This window comes from Micromonospora sp. 050-3 (assembly GCF_046549335.1).
GTDB classification, from domain to species: domain Bacteria; phylum Actinomycetota; class Actinomycetes; order Mycobacteriales; family Micromonosporaceae; genus Micromonospora; species Micromonospora trifolii.
Genome location: NZ_JAJPVX010000002.1, coordinates 2,766,731 through 2,782,176, shown reverse-complemented (window position 1 = coordinate 2,782,176; position 15,446 = coordinate 2,766,731). Strand labels below are relative to the sequence as shown.

Below are 15,446 nucleotides of genomic sequence, written 5' to 3'. Positions count from 1 at the left end.
GTGGTCCCCATGGTCAGTGGCCTCCCAGCCGGGCGTCCCGAGCGGCGGCCATCCGACTCGGCAGCCCCCACAGCTGCACGAAGCCCTTGGCCAGGGACTGGTCGAAGGTGTCGCCGGTGTCGTAGGTCGCCATTCCGAAGTCGTAGAGGCTCGCCTCGGAGCGCCGGCCGGTCACCGTGGCCCGGCCGCCGTGCAGGATGATCCGCACCTCGCCGCTCACGTGCCGCTGCGCGTCGTCGATGAACGCGTCCAGCGACGCCTTCAGCGGCGAGAACCACAGCCCGTCGTAGACGAGTTCGCCCCAGCGCTGGTCGACGCCCTTCTTGAACCGGGCCAGGTCCCGCTCGACGGTCACCGCCTCCAACTCCTGGTGGGCGGTGATCAGCGCGATCGCGCCGGGTGCCTCGTACACCTCGCGGCTCTTGATGCCGACCAGGCGGTCCTCGACCATGTCGAGCCGGCCCACGCCCTGGGCGCCGGCGCGACGGTTGAGCTCCAGGATCGCCTGGTACGGGGTGACCGTCTCACCGTCGATCGCCACCGGCACACCGCCGTCGAAGGTGATCACGACCTCGTCGGGGTCGCGCTCCTGGGTCGGGTCGGAGGTGTACGAGTAGAGGTCCTCGACGGGGGCGTTCCAGATGTCCTCCAGGAAGCCGGTCTCCACCGCGCGACCCCACAGGTTCTGGTCGATCGAGTAGGGGGACTTGGCCGACACGTCGATCGGCAGCCCCTTCTCCTCGGCGAAGGCGATCGCCTTGTCCCGGGTCCAGGCGAAGTCACGGGCCGGCGCGATGATCTTCAGGTCGGGAGCGAGCGCGTTCAGGCCCACCTCGAAGCGGACCTGGTCGTTGCCCTTGCCGGTGCAGCCGTGCGACACGATGGTGCCGCCGTGCTTGCGCGCCGCCGCCACCAGGTGCTTGACGATCAGCGGCCGGGACAGCGCCGACACCAGGGGGTAGCGGTCCATGTAGAGCGCGTTGGCCCGGATGGCCGGCAGGCAGTAGTCGGCGGCGAACTCGTCGCGCGCATCCACCACCTCGGACTCGGCGGCGCCGCAGTCCAGCGCACGCTGCCGGATGGCGTCGAGGTCCTCGCCGCCCTGCCCGACGTCGACAGCTACCGCGATCACCTCGGCGCCGGTCTGCTCGGACAGGTACGGAATGGCGACGGAGGTGTCCAACCCGCCGGAGTACGCGAGCACGACCCGCTCGGTCATGACGTGGTGTTCCCTTCAACTGTGTCGTCCCGGCGGGCCCAGCCGGCGAGCTTGTCTCCGAGTGCGGCCCCGCCGACGGCCTCACGCGCCACGACGAGGATGGTGTCGTCGCCGGCGATGGTGCCGACGATCTCGGGCAGGCCCGCCCGGTCCAACGCGCTGGCCAGGTACTGGGCTGCGCCCGGCGGTGTCCGCAGCACGGCGATGTTGCCGCTGGAGTCGACCCCGTTGAGCAGTTCGCGCAGCAGCCGTACCAGCCGGGCCGGCGCGGCCTCGGCGTCGCGCAACGGTCGCTGCCCGTCCTCGGGGATCAGGTAGACGGCCGGGCCGTCGCCGCCGCGCACCTTGACCGCGCCCAACTCCTCCAGGTCCCGCGAGAGGGTGGCCTGGGTGACGCCCACTCCGTCGGCGGCGAGCAGGTCGGCCAGCTCGGTCTGCGACCGGATCGTCCGCTCGCGGATCAGCTCCACGATCCGGGCGTGCCGGGCCGCGCGGGTCAGCGGCGCGGTCATCGGGGCCCCCCGGTGGCGGCGTCGCCGGTCGCGTCGTCCCCCGTCGCGGCTCCCCCCGTCGCGGTACCCAGCAGGAACGTCAGCAGCGCCTTCTGCACGTGCAGCCGGTTCTCCGCCTGGTCGAAGACCGCGCTCTGCGGGCCGTCGAGCACCTCGTCGGTGATCTCCTCGCCACGGTGTGCGGGCAGGCAGTGCAGCACTATCGCGTCCGGCGCGGCCTGACCGAGCAGCTCCTTGTTGACCTGGTACGGCAGGAACGGGGTGATCCGGTCCAACCCGTCGGCCTCCTGCCCCATCGACGTCCAGGTGTCGGTGGCCAGCACGTCGGCGTCGCGTACCGCCTGGGCCGGGTCGGTCAGCACCCGCACCGACCCACCGGTCTCCGCCGCGATCCGGGCGGCCCGTTCCACAACTGCCGCGTCCGGCGCGAACCCGGCCGGACCGGCGATCCGCACGTGCATCCCGGCCGTCGCCCCCGCCAGCAGGTACGACTGCGCCATGTTGTTGGCGCCGTCCCCCACGTACGCCAGGGTCCGGCCGGCCGTGCCGCCGCACCGCTCCCGGACGGTGAGCAGGTCGGCCAGCAGCTGGCACGGGTGGAAACCGTCGGTGAGCGCGTTGACCACCGGCACTGTGGCGCCCGCCGCCACCTCGGCGATCCGCTCGTCACCGTGGGTCCGCAGCACGATCGCCGCGACGTAGCGGGACAGCACCCGCCCCGCGTCGGCGAGCGACTCACCGCGACCGAAGTGGGTGACCTGCGTGTCCACCACCAGGGGGTGCCCACCCAGCTCGGCGATCCCGGCGTCGAAGGAGATCCTGGTCCGCAGGCTCTGCTTGTCGAAGAGCACCGCCACCGAGCGGGGGCCGACCAGCGGCCGGTGGCCGAACCGGTCGGCCTTCATCCGCGCCGCCAGGTCGAGGACCGTGGACTGCTCGTCGGGTGAGAGGTCGTCGTCGCGCAGGAAATGCCGGGTCATCGAGTCGTCCCCGTCGTGGTGGTCAGAGCGGCTGGTGCGATCTGCGCGCCGGCGACCGCCGGGGCGGTCGCGTCCAGTGCGGCGGGCAGCGCCGCGAGGAAGGCGTCCGCCTGGGCGGCGGTGAGGATCAGCGGCGGCGCCAGCCGGATCACACCCGGCTGCACCGGGTTGACCAGGAAGCCGGCCTCCCGCAGGGCCTCGGCCAGCACCGACGACACCGGTGCGGTGAGCGCCACGCCGAGCAGCAGACCGGCGCCGCGTACGCCGGCGATCAGCGGGTGGTCCAGCGCCTCGATGCCGCGACGCAGCCGCTCACCGACCCGCTTGACGTTGTCGAGCAGGCCCTCGTTGGCGATCGTCGCCACCACGGCGAGCGCCGCCGCGCAACTGACCGGGTTGCCGCCGAACGTGGTGCCGTGCGAACCGGGGGTCAGCAGGTCCGCGGCGGGGCCGAAGGCCAACGTCGCGCCGATGGGCAGCCCGCCACCCAACCCCTTGGCCAGGGTGACCACGTCCGGCTCCACACCCTCGGCCTGGTGCGCGAACCAGTGCCCGGTACGCCCGACGCCGGTCTGCACCTCGTCGAGGACCAGCAACGCGCCGTGCCGGGCGGTGATCCGCCGGGCCGCGGCGAGATAGCCGGCCGGCGGGACCAGCACGCCGTTCTCACCCTGGATGGGCTCCAGGATCACCATGGCGGTGGCGTCCGAGACGGCCGCGTCGAGGGCGGCGACGTCGCCGTAGTCGACGTGGGTCAACTCGCCGGGCAGCGGCCGGAACGGGTCGGCCTTGGCCGGTTGGCCGGTCAGCGCGAGGGCGCCCATGGTGCGGCCGTGGAAGCCGCCCCTGGTGGCCACCACGTGGGTGCGGCCGGTGCGCCGGGAGAGCTTGAACGCCGCCTCGTTCGCCTCCGCGCCCGAGTTGGCGAAGAACACCCGGCCCGGTCGGCCGGCGAGCGCCAACAGCAGCTCGGCGAGGGCGACCGGCGGCTCGGCCACATAGAGGTTGGAGACGTGCCCGAGGGTCGCGACCTGCTTCGACACCGCCGCCACCACAGCGGGGTGGGCGTGACCGAGGGCGTTGACCGCGATGCCACCCACCAGGTCGAGGTACTCCCGGCCGGCATCGTCGACCACGACGGCACCGGCGCCGGAGACCAACGCCATCGGCGGCGTGCCGTAGTTGTCCATCATGGACTGCTTCCACCGCTGCGCCAACGTGCTCATGTCGCGTCCGTCCCGTCTCCCGGCACCACCATCGTTCCGAACCCTTCCGAGGTGAACACCTCAAGCAACGTGGAGTGCGCCACCCGACCGTCGACGACGTGCGCGGCGGGCACTCCCTGACGCACCGCCCGCAGGCAGGCCTCCATCTTCGGCACCATCCCCGACTCCAGGCTGGGCAGCAGCTTGGCCAGGTCGTCCGCGGCGATCTCGGAGACCAGGCTGGTGGTGTCCGGCCAGTCCGCGTACAGGCCGGCCACGTCGGTGAGCACTACCAGCTTGCGGGCCTGCAACGCGATGGCCAGCGCCGCGGCGGCGGTGTCCGCGTTGAGGTTGTGCAGCACCCCGTCCACGTCCGGCGCCACCGTGGAGATCACCGGAATCCGACCGGCCTCGATCAGGTCGGTCACAGCGGACACGTCGACCGACTCGACGTCCCCGACCTGGCCCACGTCGACCGGCAGCCCGTCCACGTACGCGGGACGCCGCACCGCCGTGAACAGCCGGGCGTCCTCGCCGGAGAGGCCGACGGCGTACGGACCGTGCGAGTTGATCAGACCCACCAGTTCCCGGCCCACCTGACCGACCAGCACCATCCGGACCACGTCCATCGCCTCGGCGGTGGTCACCCGCAGACCACCCCGGAACTCGCTGGCGATGCCGAGGCGACCCAGCATGGCGGAGATCTGCGGACCGCCACCGTGCACCACCACGGGCTTCAGGCCGGCGTAGCGCAGGAAGACCATGTCGGCCGCGAACGCCCGCTGCAACTCCGGATCGGTCATCGCGTTGCCGCCGTACTTGACCACCACCGTCGAGCCGGAGAAACGGGCCAACCAGGGCAGCGCCTCGATCAGGGTCTCCGCCTTGACCTGGGCGCGAGCCAGATCGCTACTAAGACTCATGTCGAATAGGCCGAGTTCTCGTGCACGTATGCGTGGGACAGATCGTTGGTCCAGATCGTGGCGGCCGACGTACCCGCGTGCAGGTCGATCCGGATGGTCACGTCCCGCCCGGTCAGGTCGACCTTCGAGCGGTCCTCGGCGGCGGCGCCGCCCCGGCACACCCACACCCCGTTGACCGCCACGTCCACCTCGTCCGGCTCGAACGCGGCGGCGGTCGTACCGACGGCGGCGAGGATCCGACCCCAGTTGGGGTCGTTGCCGAACAGCGCCGTCTTGACCAGGTTGTTGCGGGCCACCGTACGGCCCACCTCGACCGCCTCGTCCTCGTCCGCCGCGCCGACCACGTCGATGGCGATCTGCTTGGTGGCACCCTCGGCGTCGGCCACCAACTGCTGGGCCAGGTCGTGACAGGCCGCGGTGACGGCGGCGGCCAGCTCGGCCGGCGTCGGCTCGACGCCGCTCGCCCCGCTGGCCAGCAGCAGCACCGTGTCGTTCGTGGACATGCAGCCGTCGGAGTCGACCCGGTCGAAACTGACCCGGGTGGCCGCCCGCAACGCCTCGTCCAGCGTCGCCGGCCCGGCCACCGCGTCGGTGGTCAGCACGCAGAGCATGGTGGCCATCCCGGGCGCAAGCATCCCGGCGCCCTTGGCCATGCCGCCGACCGTCCAGCCGCTCCCCCGGGCCACAGTGGTCTTCGGCCGGGTGTCCGTGGTCATGATCGCCTCGGCGGCGGCCGGGCCACCGTCGCGGGACAGCCCACGGATCGCCGAGCGGACGCCCGGCAGCAGCTTCGGCATCGGCAGCCGCTCACCGATCAGGCCGGTCGAGCAGACCGCGACCTCACCGGCACCGAGGATCAACCGAGGGCTGACCGAGGTCAGCACGGCGGCGGTGTGCTCGGCGGTGGCGTGCGTGTCCTGGAAGCCCGCAGGGCCGGTGCAGGCGTTGGCGCCACCGGAGTTGAGCACCACGGCCCGGACCACACCGCCCTGCACGACCTGCTGGGTCCAGAGCACCGGCGCGGCCTTGACCCGGTTGGTGGTGAAGACACCGGCCACTCCGGCGTCCGGGCCGTCGTTGACGACCAGGGCGACGTCCGCGCCGCCGCTGGTCTTGAGGCCGGCGGCCACACCGGCCGCCCGGAACCCCCGAGGGGTGGTGACACTCACGGGGTGACCCCCCAGATCGACAGGCCCGTCGTCTCCGGCAGGCCGAGCATCAGGTTGGCGTTCTGTACGGCCTGACCGGCCGCGCCCTTGCCCAGGTTGTCCAACGCGCTGAGCACGATCAGACGACCCGAGTCGACGTCGACGGTGGCCTGCAGGTGACACGAGTTGGAGCCCAGCGTGGCGGCGGTGTGCGGCCAGCGGCCCTCCGGCAGCACGTGCACGAACGGCGCGTCCGCGTACGCCCGGGCCAGCACCTCCTGCGGGTCGACGCCGCGCGCCGGCACCACGGTGACGGTGGCCAGGATGCCGCGCGGCATCGGCGCCAGGACCGGGGTGAACGACAGGCCGGTCGCGCCGGTGGCCTGCTTGATCTCCGGGACGTGCTGGTGGGTGCCCACCCGGTACGGGGACAGGTCGCCCATCACCTCGCTGGCCAACAGGTGCGGCTTGGCCGCCCGGCCGGCGCCGGAGGTGCCGGAGGCGGCGACCACCACCACGTCGGCGGGGCTGGCCGCGCCGTCGGCGAGCAGCGGCGCGAGCGCCAGGGTGATCGCGGCGGCGTAGCAGCCGGTGTTCGCGACCCGGGTGGAGCCGGCGATCAGCTCCCGCTGGCCGGGCAGCTCGGGCAGGCCGTAGGTCCACTGCCCGGCGTGCGTGCCGCCGTAGTACTGCGCCCAGGCGTACGGGTCGGCCAGCCGGTGGTCGGCACCGAGGTCGACGATCCGCACCTCGGCCGGGAGCTGGGCCGCGAGGGCAGCCGACTGGCCGTGCGGCAGGGCCAGGAAGACCAGGTCCGCGTCGGCCAGGGTGGTCGAATCGGTCTCGCCGAGCACCAGGTCGAGCCCGGTGAGCTGCGGGTGCACCACATCGACGCGGTGCCCGGCCTGGCTGTGCGCGGTGGCGGCAACCAGGTCGAACTCCGGGTGCCCGGCGATCAGGCGCAGCAGCTCACCCCCGGCGTACCCGCTCGCTCCGGCGACCGCGACTCGGATCCCCATACCCACCTCCGCATGACTATGCAGCGAAGATTAACAAAACCGATCACGCGCTGCAACTTCATACAGTGCCCTGCATGGAAATGTATCCGGTGCCGATCGGGAAATGATCGCCTGAACCAACGTTAAATCGACTAGCATGACTTTCCGACGGTGGTGGTCCGGCCTGTCCGGTCCGCGAGGGGGCACCTGACGGAGGACGCTGTGGGGCTGTCGTTCGAGATCCTCGGTCCGGTCCAGGTGCGTCGCGACGGGCAGGCAGTGCGGGTGCCGGCCGGCCGACCCACCGCTCTGCTCGTCACCCTCCTGTTGCAGGCCGGTCTGGCGGTCCCTGTCGAACGACTGCGCGAGGAGTTGTGGGGCAGACGGCCCCCGACGTCGGCCGTGGCGAACCTGCGCAGCCACGCCAGCCAACTCCGCCACCTGCTCGACTCCCCCGACGACCCGCCCCGACTCCCCGCCGAGCACGGCGGGTACCTGCTCCGGATCGAGCCGGGCGAGCTGGACGCCTCCGAGTTCGAACGACTTACCACCGACGGCCACGCCGCCCGCATCAGCGGGGAACCCGAACTGGCCGCCACCCTGCTCAGTCGCGCGCTGGCGCTCTGGTCGCCGACCGATCCGCCACCGGCGTACGGGCCGGCGACGTCAGCCGCCTTCGACAGGCTGCGCGAGCGGCGGGTCAGCGCCCGGGAAACGTACGCGGCCTGCCGCCTGGACCTGGGCGACCCAGGTACGCCGGCGTTGCTGACCCTGCTGCGCCAGCACCTCGCCGAGCACCCGCTGCGGGAGCCGGCGTGGGCGATGCTGATGACCGCCCTGCACCGGGCCGGTGACCAGGCCGGCGCGGTGCAGACCTACCAGGCGGCCTGCCGGGCGCTCCACGGTGAGCTGGGCGTGCCCCCCGGGCCAGAGCTGACCGAGCTGTACCGCTCGGTGCGCCGCCACGAACGCCGCGCGGCGATCCCGCCCCGACGGCACGGCCCCACGCCGACCCGGCGCCCTCCCGTCGCGCCGAGGGTGCCACACGAGCTGCCCTGCCCTACCGCGCCGTTCGTCGGCCGCCGGGTGGAGCTGGCCCGGCTGCGCCAGGCGCTCGTCGACGCCCGCCGACAACCGGTCATCGTGGCGATCTACGGGATGGCCGGCACCGGCAAGTCCGCGCTGGCGCTGCGCGTCGCGGCGGCGGCGCTGGACGCCTTCCCCGACGGCCAGCTCCACCTCGACCTCGGCGGGTCGGTCGCCGACGCCGCACCCCCGCCGTTGCAGATCGCGACCCGGGTGCTCCGGGCCCTGCACCCCGGCACCGAGGAACCAGAGCCGACAAGCGTCGCCGAGGCACGCGCCCGTGTCCGCTCCCTGCTGTTCGACAGGCGGGTCCTGCTGGTGCTCGACAACGCCGCCGAGGCGGCCCAGGTCGACGACCTGCTACCGGTACGCGGCGGGTGCGCGCTGCTGGTCACCAGCCGCAACCCGGTCACCACCGGCGACGCCCCCAAGCTGCGGCTCGATCCGCTGCCCGCCGCCGACGCTCTGGCACTGCTGCGGGCCACCGCCGGGGACCGCCCGGTGGACGCCGAGCCGGAGGCGGCCTCGGCCGTGGTCAACCTCTGCGAGCGGCTGCCACTGGCGTTGCGCACCGCCTCCGCCCGGTTGACCGAGGGGTCGCACTGGTCGCTGAGCCGGTTGGCGCGGCTGCTGCGCGACGAGCGGTACCGGCTCGCCGAGACCGGGCTCGGGCCGCGACTCAGCGCCAGCTACCGGCGGCTCGGCTCGGCCGCGCCGGTCTTCCTCCGGCTCGGCCGCGCCCACCCTGGGCCGGTCACCGCCGAACTGGCCGCCACGCTGAGCGGGGCCCTTCCCGAGGACGCGGCGCGAGCACTGGACCGGCTGGTCGCCGCTCAGCTCGCCGAGCCGGCCGGGCCCGGCCGGTTCCACATCGGCGAACTCGTCCGGCTCTACGCCGCCGAACTCGCCGCCACCGAGGTTGGCGGCGACCTGGCCGGTCACACCGGCGCCGGCGTGTCCTCCCGGTAGCCGCGCGCCTGGAGGCCGAACAGCCGGGCGTACCGGCCGGCGGCGGCGAGCAACTCGCCGTGGTCGCCCCGTTCGACGACCCGACCGTCGGCGAGCACCACTATCGTGTCGGCGTCGCGCACCGCGTTGAGGCGGTGCGAGATGAGCAGACTGGTCCGACCCCGGCGCAGCTCGCCCAACCGGCGGTGCAGGTCGTGCTCGGCCTCCGCGTCCAGGCCGGAGCTGGGCTCGTCGAGGATCAGCAGGTCCCGCTCGGCCCGCAGGAAGCCCCGGGCCAGCGCCACCCGCTGCCACTGACCGCCCGACAGCACCACGCCGGCCTGCGGGTCGTCCCGATCCGGGCCGTCGAAGAAGATCCGGGTCAACAGGGTGTCGTAGCCGCGGGGCAGCGCCGTCAACGCGTCGTCGATGCCCGCGTACCGGGCGGCGGTTCGCAGCCGCTCCGGGTCGTCACGGGCAGCCAGGTCACCCAGCGCGATGTTCTCCGCCGCGCTGAGGTCGTACGGCATGAAGTCCTGGAACACCGCGCCCAGCCGCTCGCGCAGCTCCGCCGGGTCGAACTTGCGCAGGTCGACCCCGTCCCACCGGATGCTGCCGCGTTCCGGGTCGTAGAACCGGCACAGGAGCTTGACCAGGGTGCTCTTGCCAGCGCCGTTGAGCCCCACCAGGGCGGTGGTGGCGCCGGCCCGCAGGTGCAGGTCCACGCCCCGCAGCACCCACGGATGCTCCGGCGAGTAGCGGAACCACACGTCGCGGAGCTCGATGCCCTCGCTCAGCGGCGGCACCGGGCGGGGTGTGGCCGGCACCGGCAGGTCCGTCTCGACGTGCGCGACCTGGTCGTAGTGCTCGAAGAGCAGCAACGCCTGGTGGATCGCGCCGATCTGGACGACCAGGCTGCCCAGCGCGCCCTGCACCCCCGGGATCGCGGCCAGAAAGATCACCACATCGCCGGGAGTGAGCCCGCCCGCCCGGGCGACCGAGACGGTGTAGACCACCCCGATGCCCGCCACCGTCGCGCCGAGCAGCCCGAGCACCGCCTGGGCGCGCACCTCCCGGCGGTCCAGCCGCTGCTCCACCCGGTGCATGGCGTGCAGTTCGTCGAGCATCCGGTCGCCGAAGAACCGGCCCAGACCGAACAGCCGTACCTCCTTGGCCGCCGGCACCCCCACCAGCAACTGGGCGAAGAACAGGTCCCGCCGCTGGAAGTGCTCCATCCGCAGCACCATCGCCGCGCGGGCCCGGTTGAGCCGCAGCTGCATCCAGAGGGTGGGCAGGGCGGCGAGAAGCACCAGCGCCCCGATCAGCGGGTTGAGCATCAGCAGGACACCGAGGAAACCCGCCATCGCCAGCGCGCTCTGCACCGCGCCGAACGCGTTGCCGGTCAGCTGGGTGGGGCCGAGGTGACCGGTCTGCTGGGCCGCCTGCAACCGGTCCTGGAACTCCGGGTCCTCCAGCCGCACCAGCCCGACGAGACGCTGCACCGCGTCGTACAGCCGGCGGCGCACCAGCCGGGACACCGCCCGCGAGCGCTCCGCGGCCACGTAGGTGCGCAGGTGCGGCAGGACCGTGCCGAGCGCGGCGGCGACGGCCAGGCCGGCGGCGAGCGCGGCCAGCGACACGGCGGGTGAGCCGCCACCGGTGAGCCGGTCCAGCACGAGCTTGGTAAGCGCGGCCACGAGCACCGGGGTCAGCCCGGCCAGCACCGCGAGCAGCAGGTCCGCCGCGGTGCCCGCCGGGGCGGCCCGCCAGGTCAGGCCCAGCGCCGCCCGGGCGTGCCGGGCAGCCCGTCGCGGTGCCAGCCGGGGGCCGCTCACCGCGCCACCGGCAGGTCCAACCGGGCGATACCGAAGGCCGTGGAGGCCACGATCCCGCGCTGGTCGAGCAGGCCGAACGCCGGGAACCCCTTGACCCCGAACGCGAGCGGAAGCGCGCCGGTTCCCGGTTCGACGAACACTGTCGCCAGACCGAGGAACTGCTCGGCGTACGTGGCCGTCTCCGGGCCCTTGCCGACCACGACGATCCACACGTGCTCGGCACCGCCCGGCATCGTGCGCGCCCGGTCGACAAGCACCGGCAATTGCTCCTCGCAGTGCTCGCAGCTCGGCGAGAGGAACGCGACCATCGTCATCGGCGGCAGGTCGGCCCTCGAGAGCACCCGTCCGTCCAGGGTGGTGGACACGAAGTCGCCAGGAATCGAGCCCACCTCCATCATCACCGCCGGTGGTTGGCCCTGCTGGTCGCTGAGCAGGTCGGAGTGCTCGCGCAGCCGACGGACCACACCGAGCAGCAGGACCAGGTTGAGCAGGCCGAGAGCGGCGACGAGGACGACGGCGACGGTCAACAGCGCCATGAGGGCTCCTTCGGGGTGCGGGGATTCGATCCGGGGTCAGTGCCGGCCGGCCGGGCGGGTCGGCCGCGACGGGGTGGGGGCGAAGAGGGCAACGAGGTCGTCGAGGCGGACCACAACGGCGGCGAGGGGGACCGCGACGCCGACGGCGACCAGCGCGGCGGAGGCGGACAGCGGCGGCCCGGCGGCGGCGGCTCCGCCGAGCAGGCCGAGCAGCGCCACCGTCACGAGCGCGAGGTTGCGCCCGACGTGCCGGGCGCCGATGGGCGCGTCGGCGGCGCCGAAGCAGCGACAGGCCGGCCGGGCGCCCCGGCGCAGCGCCCCGACCATCGCGGCGGTGAGCACACCGAGCAGCCCGACGGCGAGGACCAGCCCGGCGGGCACGGTCCGGGAAACGGCGAGCAGCACCACGACGGACGCCTCGGCGGCCACGGCCACGCGGGCGGCCGGCGCGGTCCAGCGGGCCGGCACACCGAACTGGCCGACCGACGCCACGAACGCGGCGTAACCCGCCCGGGTCCGCAGCTTGCCGATGACCGCGGCGAGGAACACCAGGGCCAGCAGTAGCCGCGCGGTCAGTTCCAGGGCTCGCATCCGTACCCACCTCCTTAGCTGGGAGTCCCACGCTAGGAGCGGCGGATACATCGCGAATACATCGACGACCGCCGACGCCCGAGTCGGCTGTACCGGCGGTGTATCGGGCCGCCGTAGCGTCCCGGCAACGATCAGCATCGAGGGGAGGTGAACGAATGTTCCGTCGACTGGAGAACCTGGGCGAGCGGATGCTCGGCGTGTTCGTACCCAAGGTGACGGCAGCTGCCGGCTGTCCGCCGGACCCGTACTGCGCGCTCTGTGGGACGTGCTACTTCAAGCGCTGTAGCACGAACCTTGGCTGCAAGACGACCTGCGGAAGCTGCGGTTACTACTGCAGCGCGGGCGCGAGCACGATGTCCGCTCTCTGCTGAGGCGGTGACGGTGTGCCGTCCGGCCCTGGGCCGGACGGCACACCGTCCTGTGTGACACCGCTCCGGCGGTCAGTTCGCGGGCAGTCGCGGTCGTACCACCACCCCGAGCAGATCCGGCTCGGCGATGTAGCCGCACTCGCGGGAGTCGTAGCTCTGGGACGGGTTGTCGCCGAGCACCACCAGTCGGCCGGCCGGCACGTTCCGCTCGCCGCCCTGGCGCAGCAGCGGCACCCGGTCCACCGGCACCGGGTCACCCGGCACCGCGTAGGCCCGCTTGATCAGCAGACCGGGGTTGCCCGCAGCGTCGGGGCGGGTGGGACGCCCGGCGGTCATCCTGGCCGGGGCCACCACCACGACCACGTCGCCGGGCCGCACCCGGGCCAACGGCACCCGTCGGGCCAGCACCCGGTCACCGGAGCGCAGCGTCGGTTCCATGCTGCGCCCCACCACCGCGACCAGCAGCAGGTGCCGGCGGGCCCAGAGCAGGCCGGCGGTGGCCACCGCGAGTACGGCGGCCATCGCGAGCCATCCCAGCAGCGGCATTGCTCAGGCGCCGCGCAGGGTGGCGCCGAGGCGCTCCGCCGCGACGGCGACCGCCGTGTCCCGTGCCGCGACCGCCTCCTCGACGGTGAGCGTCCGGTCCGGTGCCCGGAAGGTGAGCTTGTACGCCAGCGAGCGGCGTCCGGCGCCGAGCTGCGCGCCGGAGTACACGTCGAACAGTCGCACGTCCTCCAGCAGCTCACCGGCGCCCGCCTCCAGCGCCCGGCGCACCTGCTCCGCCGGCACCGACTCGTCCACCACCAACGCCACGTCGATCAGCGCCGGCGGGAAGCCGGAGACCGTCGGCGCGGACGTCACCGGGGTCGACGGCAGCGCGTCGAGGTTCAGCTCCATCGCGCAGGTGCGGCGGGGCAGCTCCAACGCCGCGACCACCACCGGGTGCAGCTCGCCGGCGTGCCCGACGACCGAGCCGTCGACCCGCAGCTCGGCGCAGCGACCCGGGTGCCACGGGGCGTACTCGGCGGCGCGCACCTCGACCCGCTCGTCGGGGATCCCGGCGGCGGCCAGCACGTCACGGGCCGCCTCGATCGCGTCCGCCCAGCCGGCCGGTCGACCCGCACCCCACCAGCCGGCCGGGTCCAGGTCACCGGAGAGCACCACCGCGACGTGCACCGGCTGCGCCGGCACCACAGCGTCGGCGGCCGCGAACTCCGCGTCGGTGGGACGACGGTCCACGCCCATCGCCGGCGGGCTGCCGGCGCCGACGCGCGGGTGGAAGACCGCACCGATCTCGTAGAGGGCGAGGTCGCGGTGACCCCGGCCGAGGTTGCGCTTGAGGGTGCCGAGCAGCGGGCCGAGCAGCGTGGTGCGCAGCAGCGGCTCTTCCTCGGACAGGGGGTTGGCCAGCCGCACCGCGGGCCGGCGCGGGTCGTCGGCCGGCAGGCCGAGCTGGTCGGCCAGCTCCGGCGACACGAACGGGTGCGCGAGCACGGACACGTACCCCCGCTCGGCCAGCGAGTCGGCGACGGCCCGGCGGCGACGCTGTCGCGGGGTCAGACCGCGGCCCGGAGGCGCGGTGGGCAGCACCGACGGCACCCGGTCGTACCCGTCGAGGCGGACGACCTCCTCGACCAGGTCGGCCGGGTCGGTCAGGTCGGGCCGCCAGGTCGGCGGGGTGACGCTCAGCACCGTCCCGACGCCGCTGGCCACGCCGACCGCGCCTGGGTCCTCGGACAACCGGTCCGCGCCCTGCGCGACAGTGCAGCCGACCCGCTCCAGCAGGGCGACCACCCGCGCCGGCGGGTACTCGACGCCGACCCGCCGGGTCGGCAGGTCCGCCGGAAGGCTGATCGGGGTACGCGGCCGGACGTGGTCGATGTCCAGGATCTCCGCGCCCGGCGTGCCACCGCCGTGCTCGGTGAGCAGCCGCACGGCACGCTCCAACGCGACCAGCGCGACGGCCGGGTCGACGCCCCGCTCCCAGCGCTTCGCGGCCTCGCTGAAAAGCTTGTGCCGGCGGGCGGTACGCCCGACCATCGCCGGGTCCCAGTGCGCCGCCTCGAAGAGCACTGTGGTGGTGCCGGCGACGACCTCGCTGGTCTCGCCGCCCATCACCGCAGCGAGGGAGATCGGACCACTGTCGTCGCAGATCACCATGTCGTCGGCGGTGAGCACCCGGTTGACCCCGTCGAGGGTGGTCAGCTTCTCCCCCGCGTCGGCGCGCCGGACCACCAGCGGCCCGGCGATCCGGTCGGCGTCGAAGGCGTGCATCGGCTGGCCCAGCTCCAGCATCACGTAGTTGGTGATGTCGACGGGCAGCGAGATGCTGCGGATGCCGGCGGTGACGAGCCGCTGCTGCATCCAGGACGGTGTGGGCGCGGTCGGGTCGACCCCGCGGACCAGCCGGGCCGTGAACCGGTCGCAGCCGACAGTGTCGCGAACGTCCACCGGGTACGCGGGCGTCTCGGTGCCGCCCGGGGCCGGCGCGAGGGCCGGGTCGCGCAGCGGCACGTCGAACGCGTGCGACAGCTCCCGGGCCAGGCCGCGCAGGCTCAGCGCGTACCCCCGGTCGGGGGTGATCTCCAGATCGAGCACGACGTCGTCGAGGCCGACGACCGGGCGCGCGTCGTCGCCCGGCTTGGCCGTGACGTCCGGCCCCAGCACGATGATGCCGGAGTGGTCGTCGCCGAGGCCCAGCTCCTTGGCCGAGCAGATCATGCCCGCCGAGTTGTGCCCGTACGTCTTGCGGGCGCCGATGGCGAAGCCGCCGGGCAGTACGCCGCCGGGCAGGATCACCACCACCCGGTCACCCGGTGCGAAGTTTCGGGCCCCGCAGACGATCTCCTGCGGCTCGCCGGTGCCGTTGGCGGCACCCACGTCGACCCGGCAGAACCGGATCGGCTTCTTGAAGCCGGTGAGCTCCTCGATCTCGCGGACCTCACCGACAACCAGTTGGCCGGTGACGGTCTCGGCCAGGTCCACCACGGACTCGACCTCGATGCCGAGGTCGACCAGGGCCTGCTCCAGGTCACCGGCGGGCAGGTCGGCGGGAAGGTCGACGTACTCCCGCAGCCAACTGACAGAAACTCGCATG

At 73.5% G+C, this 15,446-nt stretch carries 14 protein-coding genes; 2 read left to right on the top strand and 12 right to left on the bottom strand.

The genetic code is table 11. From position 1 onward, the window contains the following. Window positions 1–13: 13 nt before the first annotated feature. The 7 genes from ACLJOK_RS27875 to argC are packed head-to-tail and all read right to left on the bottom strand — an operon-like array spanning window position 14 to window position 7,006. Window positions 14–1,219, bottom strand: coding sequence for an argininosuccinate synthase (locus ACLJOK_RS27875; protein ID WP_410821488.1), 1,206 nt, complete (start codon window positions 1,217–1,219; stop codon window positions 14–16). Next, window positions 1,216–1,731: an arginine repressor gene (locus ACLJOK_RS27870; protein WP_238679572.1), complete on the bottom strand. Its 516-nt coding sequence runs from the start codon at window positions 1,729–1,731 to the stop codon at window positions 1,216–1,218. Before ACLJOK_RS27870 ends, ACLJOK_RS27875 begins: the two co-directional genes overlap by 4 nt. Beyond that, window positions 1,728–2,711, bottom strand: a complete 984-nt coding sequence (gene argF / locus ACLJOK_RS27865) for an ornithine carbamoyltransferase (protein WP_410821487.1) — start codon at window positions 2,709–2,711, stop codon at window positions 1,728–1,730. Before argF ends, ACLJOK_RS27870 begins: the two co-directional genes overlap by 4 nt. Beyond that, window positions 2,708–3,937: an acetylornithine transaminase gene (locus ACLJOK_RS27860; protein WP_410821486.1), complete on the bottom strand. Its 1,230-nt coding sequence runs from the start codon at window positions 3,935–3,937 to the stop codon at window positions 2,708–2,710. The genes argF and ACLJOK_RS27860 overlap by 4 nt, the downstream gene beginning before the upstream one ends. Next, window positions 3,934–4,839 (bottom strand): acetylglutamate kinase, encoded by a 906-nt coding sequence (gene argB / locus ACLJOK_RS27855; RefSeq protein ID WP_410821485.1) that lies wholly within the window; start codon window positions 4,837–4,839, stop codon window positions 3,934–3,936. Before argB ends, ACLJOK_RS27860 begins: the two co-directional genes overlap by 4 nt. Further along, window positions 4,836–6,008, bottom strand: coding sequence for a bifunctional glutamate N-acetyltransferase/amino-acid acetyltransferase ArgJ (gene argJ / locus ACLJOK_RS27850; protein ID WP_410821484.1), 1,173 nt, complete (start codon window positions 6,006–6,008; stop codon window positions 4,836–4,838). Before argJ ends, argB begins: the two co-directional genes overlap by 4 nt. Then, the gene (gene argC, locus ACLJOK_RS27845; protein WP_410821483.1) at window positions 6,005–7,006 is read right to left on the bottom strand and encodes an N-acetyl-gamma-glutamyl-phosphate reductase; all 1,002 of its coding nucleotides are present in this window, start codon (window positions 7,004–7,006) and stop codon (window positions 6,005–6,007) included. Before argC ends, argJ begins: the two co-directional genes overlap by 4 nt. A 201-nt stretch (window positions 7,007–7,207) precedes the next feature. Here argC and ACLJOK_RS27840 point away from each other — a divergent pair, with 201 nt between their 5' ends. After that, the gene (locus ACLJOK_RS27840) at window positions 7,208–9,040 is read left to right on the top strand and encodes a BTAD domain-containing putative transcriptional regulator (protein WP_410821482.1); all 1,833 of its coding nucleotides are present in this window, start codon (window positions 7,208–7,210) and stop codon (window positions 9,038–9,040) included. Here the strand turns inward: ACLJOK_RS27840 and ACLJOK_RS27835 are convergent. The 3 genes from ACLJOK_RS27835 to ACLJOK_RS27825 are packed head-to-tail and all read right to left on the bottom strand — an operon-like array spanning window position 9,010 to window position 11,981. Then, complete coding sequence (locus ACLJOK_RS27835; RefSeq protein ID WP_410821481.1) at window positions 9,010–10,854, bottom strand: ABC transporter ATP-binding protein; 1,845 nt, start codon at window positions 10,852–10,854, stop codon at window positions 9,010–9,012. The two genes, ACLJOK_RS27840 and ACLJOK_RS27835, sit on opposite strands and share 31 nt — an antisense overlap. Further along, window positions 10,851–11,390: a TlpA family protein disulfide reductase gene (locus tag ACLJOK_RS27830; protein ID WP_410821480.1), complete on the bottom strand. Its 540-nt coding sequence runs from the start codon at window positions 11,388–11,390 to the stop codon at window positions 10,851–10,853. The genes ACLJOK_RS27835 and ACLJOK_RS27830 overlap by 4 nt, the downstream gene beginning before the upstream one ends. A 36-nt stretch (window positions 11,391–11,426) precedes the next feature. Continuing rightward, window positions 11,427–11,981: a MauE/DoxX family redox-associated membrane protein gene (locus ACLJOK_RS27825; protein ID WP_410821479.1), complete on the bottom strand. Its 555-nt coding sequence runs from the start codon at window positions 11,979–11,981 to the stop codon at window positions 11,427–11,429. Window positions 11,982–12,136: 155 nt separating this feature from the next. Between ACLJOK_RS27825 and ACLJOK_RS27820 the strand changes: the two genes are divergently transcribed. Beyond that, the gene (locus ACLJOK_RS27820; protein WP_238679562.1) at window positions 12,137–12,352 is read left to right on the top strand and encodes a hypothetical protein; all 216 of its coding nucleotides are present in this window, start codon (window positions 12,137–12,139) and stop codon (window positions 12,350–12,352) included. A 69-nt stretch (window positions 12,353–12,421) separates the two neighbouring features. Here the strand turns inward: ACLJOK_RS27820 and ACLJOK_RS27815 are convergent, their stop codons facing one another. Together ACLJOK_RS27815 and pheT are read right to left on the bottom strand one after the other, a co-directional pair. Further along, complete coding sequence (locus ACLJOK_RS27815; RefSeq protein ID WP_410821478.1) at window positions 12,422–12,871, bottom strand: S26 family signal peptidase; 450 nt, start codon at window positions 12,869–12,871, stop codon at window positions 12,422–12,424. 27 nt (window positions 12,872–12,898) lie between these two features. After that, on the bottom strand, window positions 12,899–15,445 hold the full coding sequence (gene pheT, locus ACLJOK_RS27810) for a phenylalanine--tRNA ligase subunit beta (RefSeq protein WP_410821477.1): 2,547 nt from the start codon (window positions 15,443–15,445) through the stop codon (window positions 12,899–12,901). Window position 15,446 lies beyond the last annotated feature (1 nt).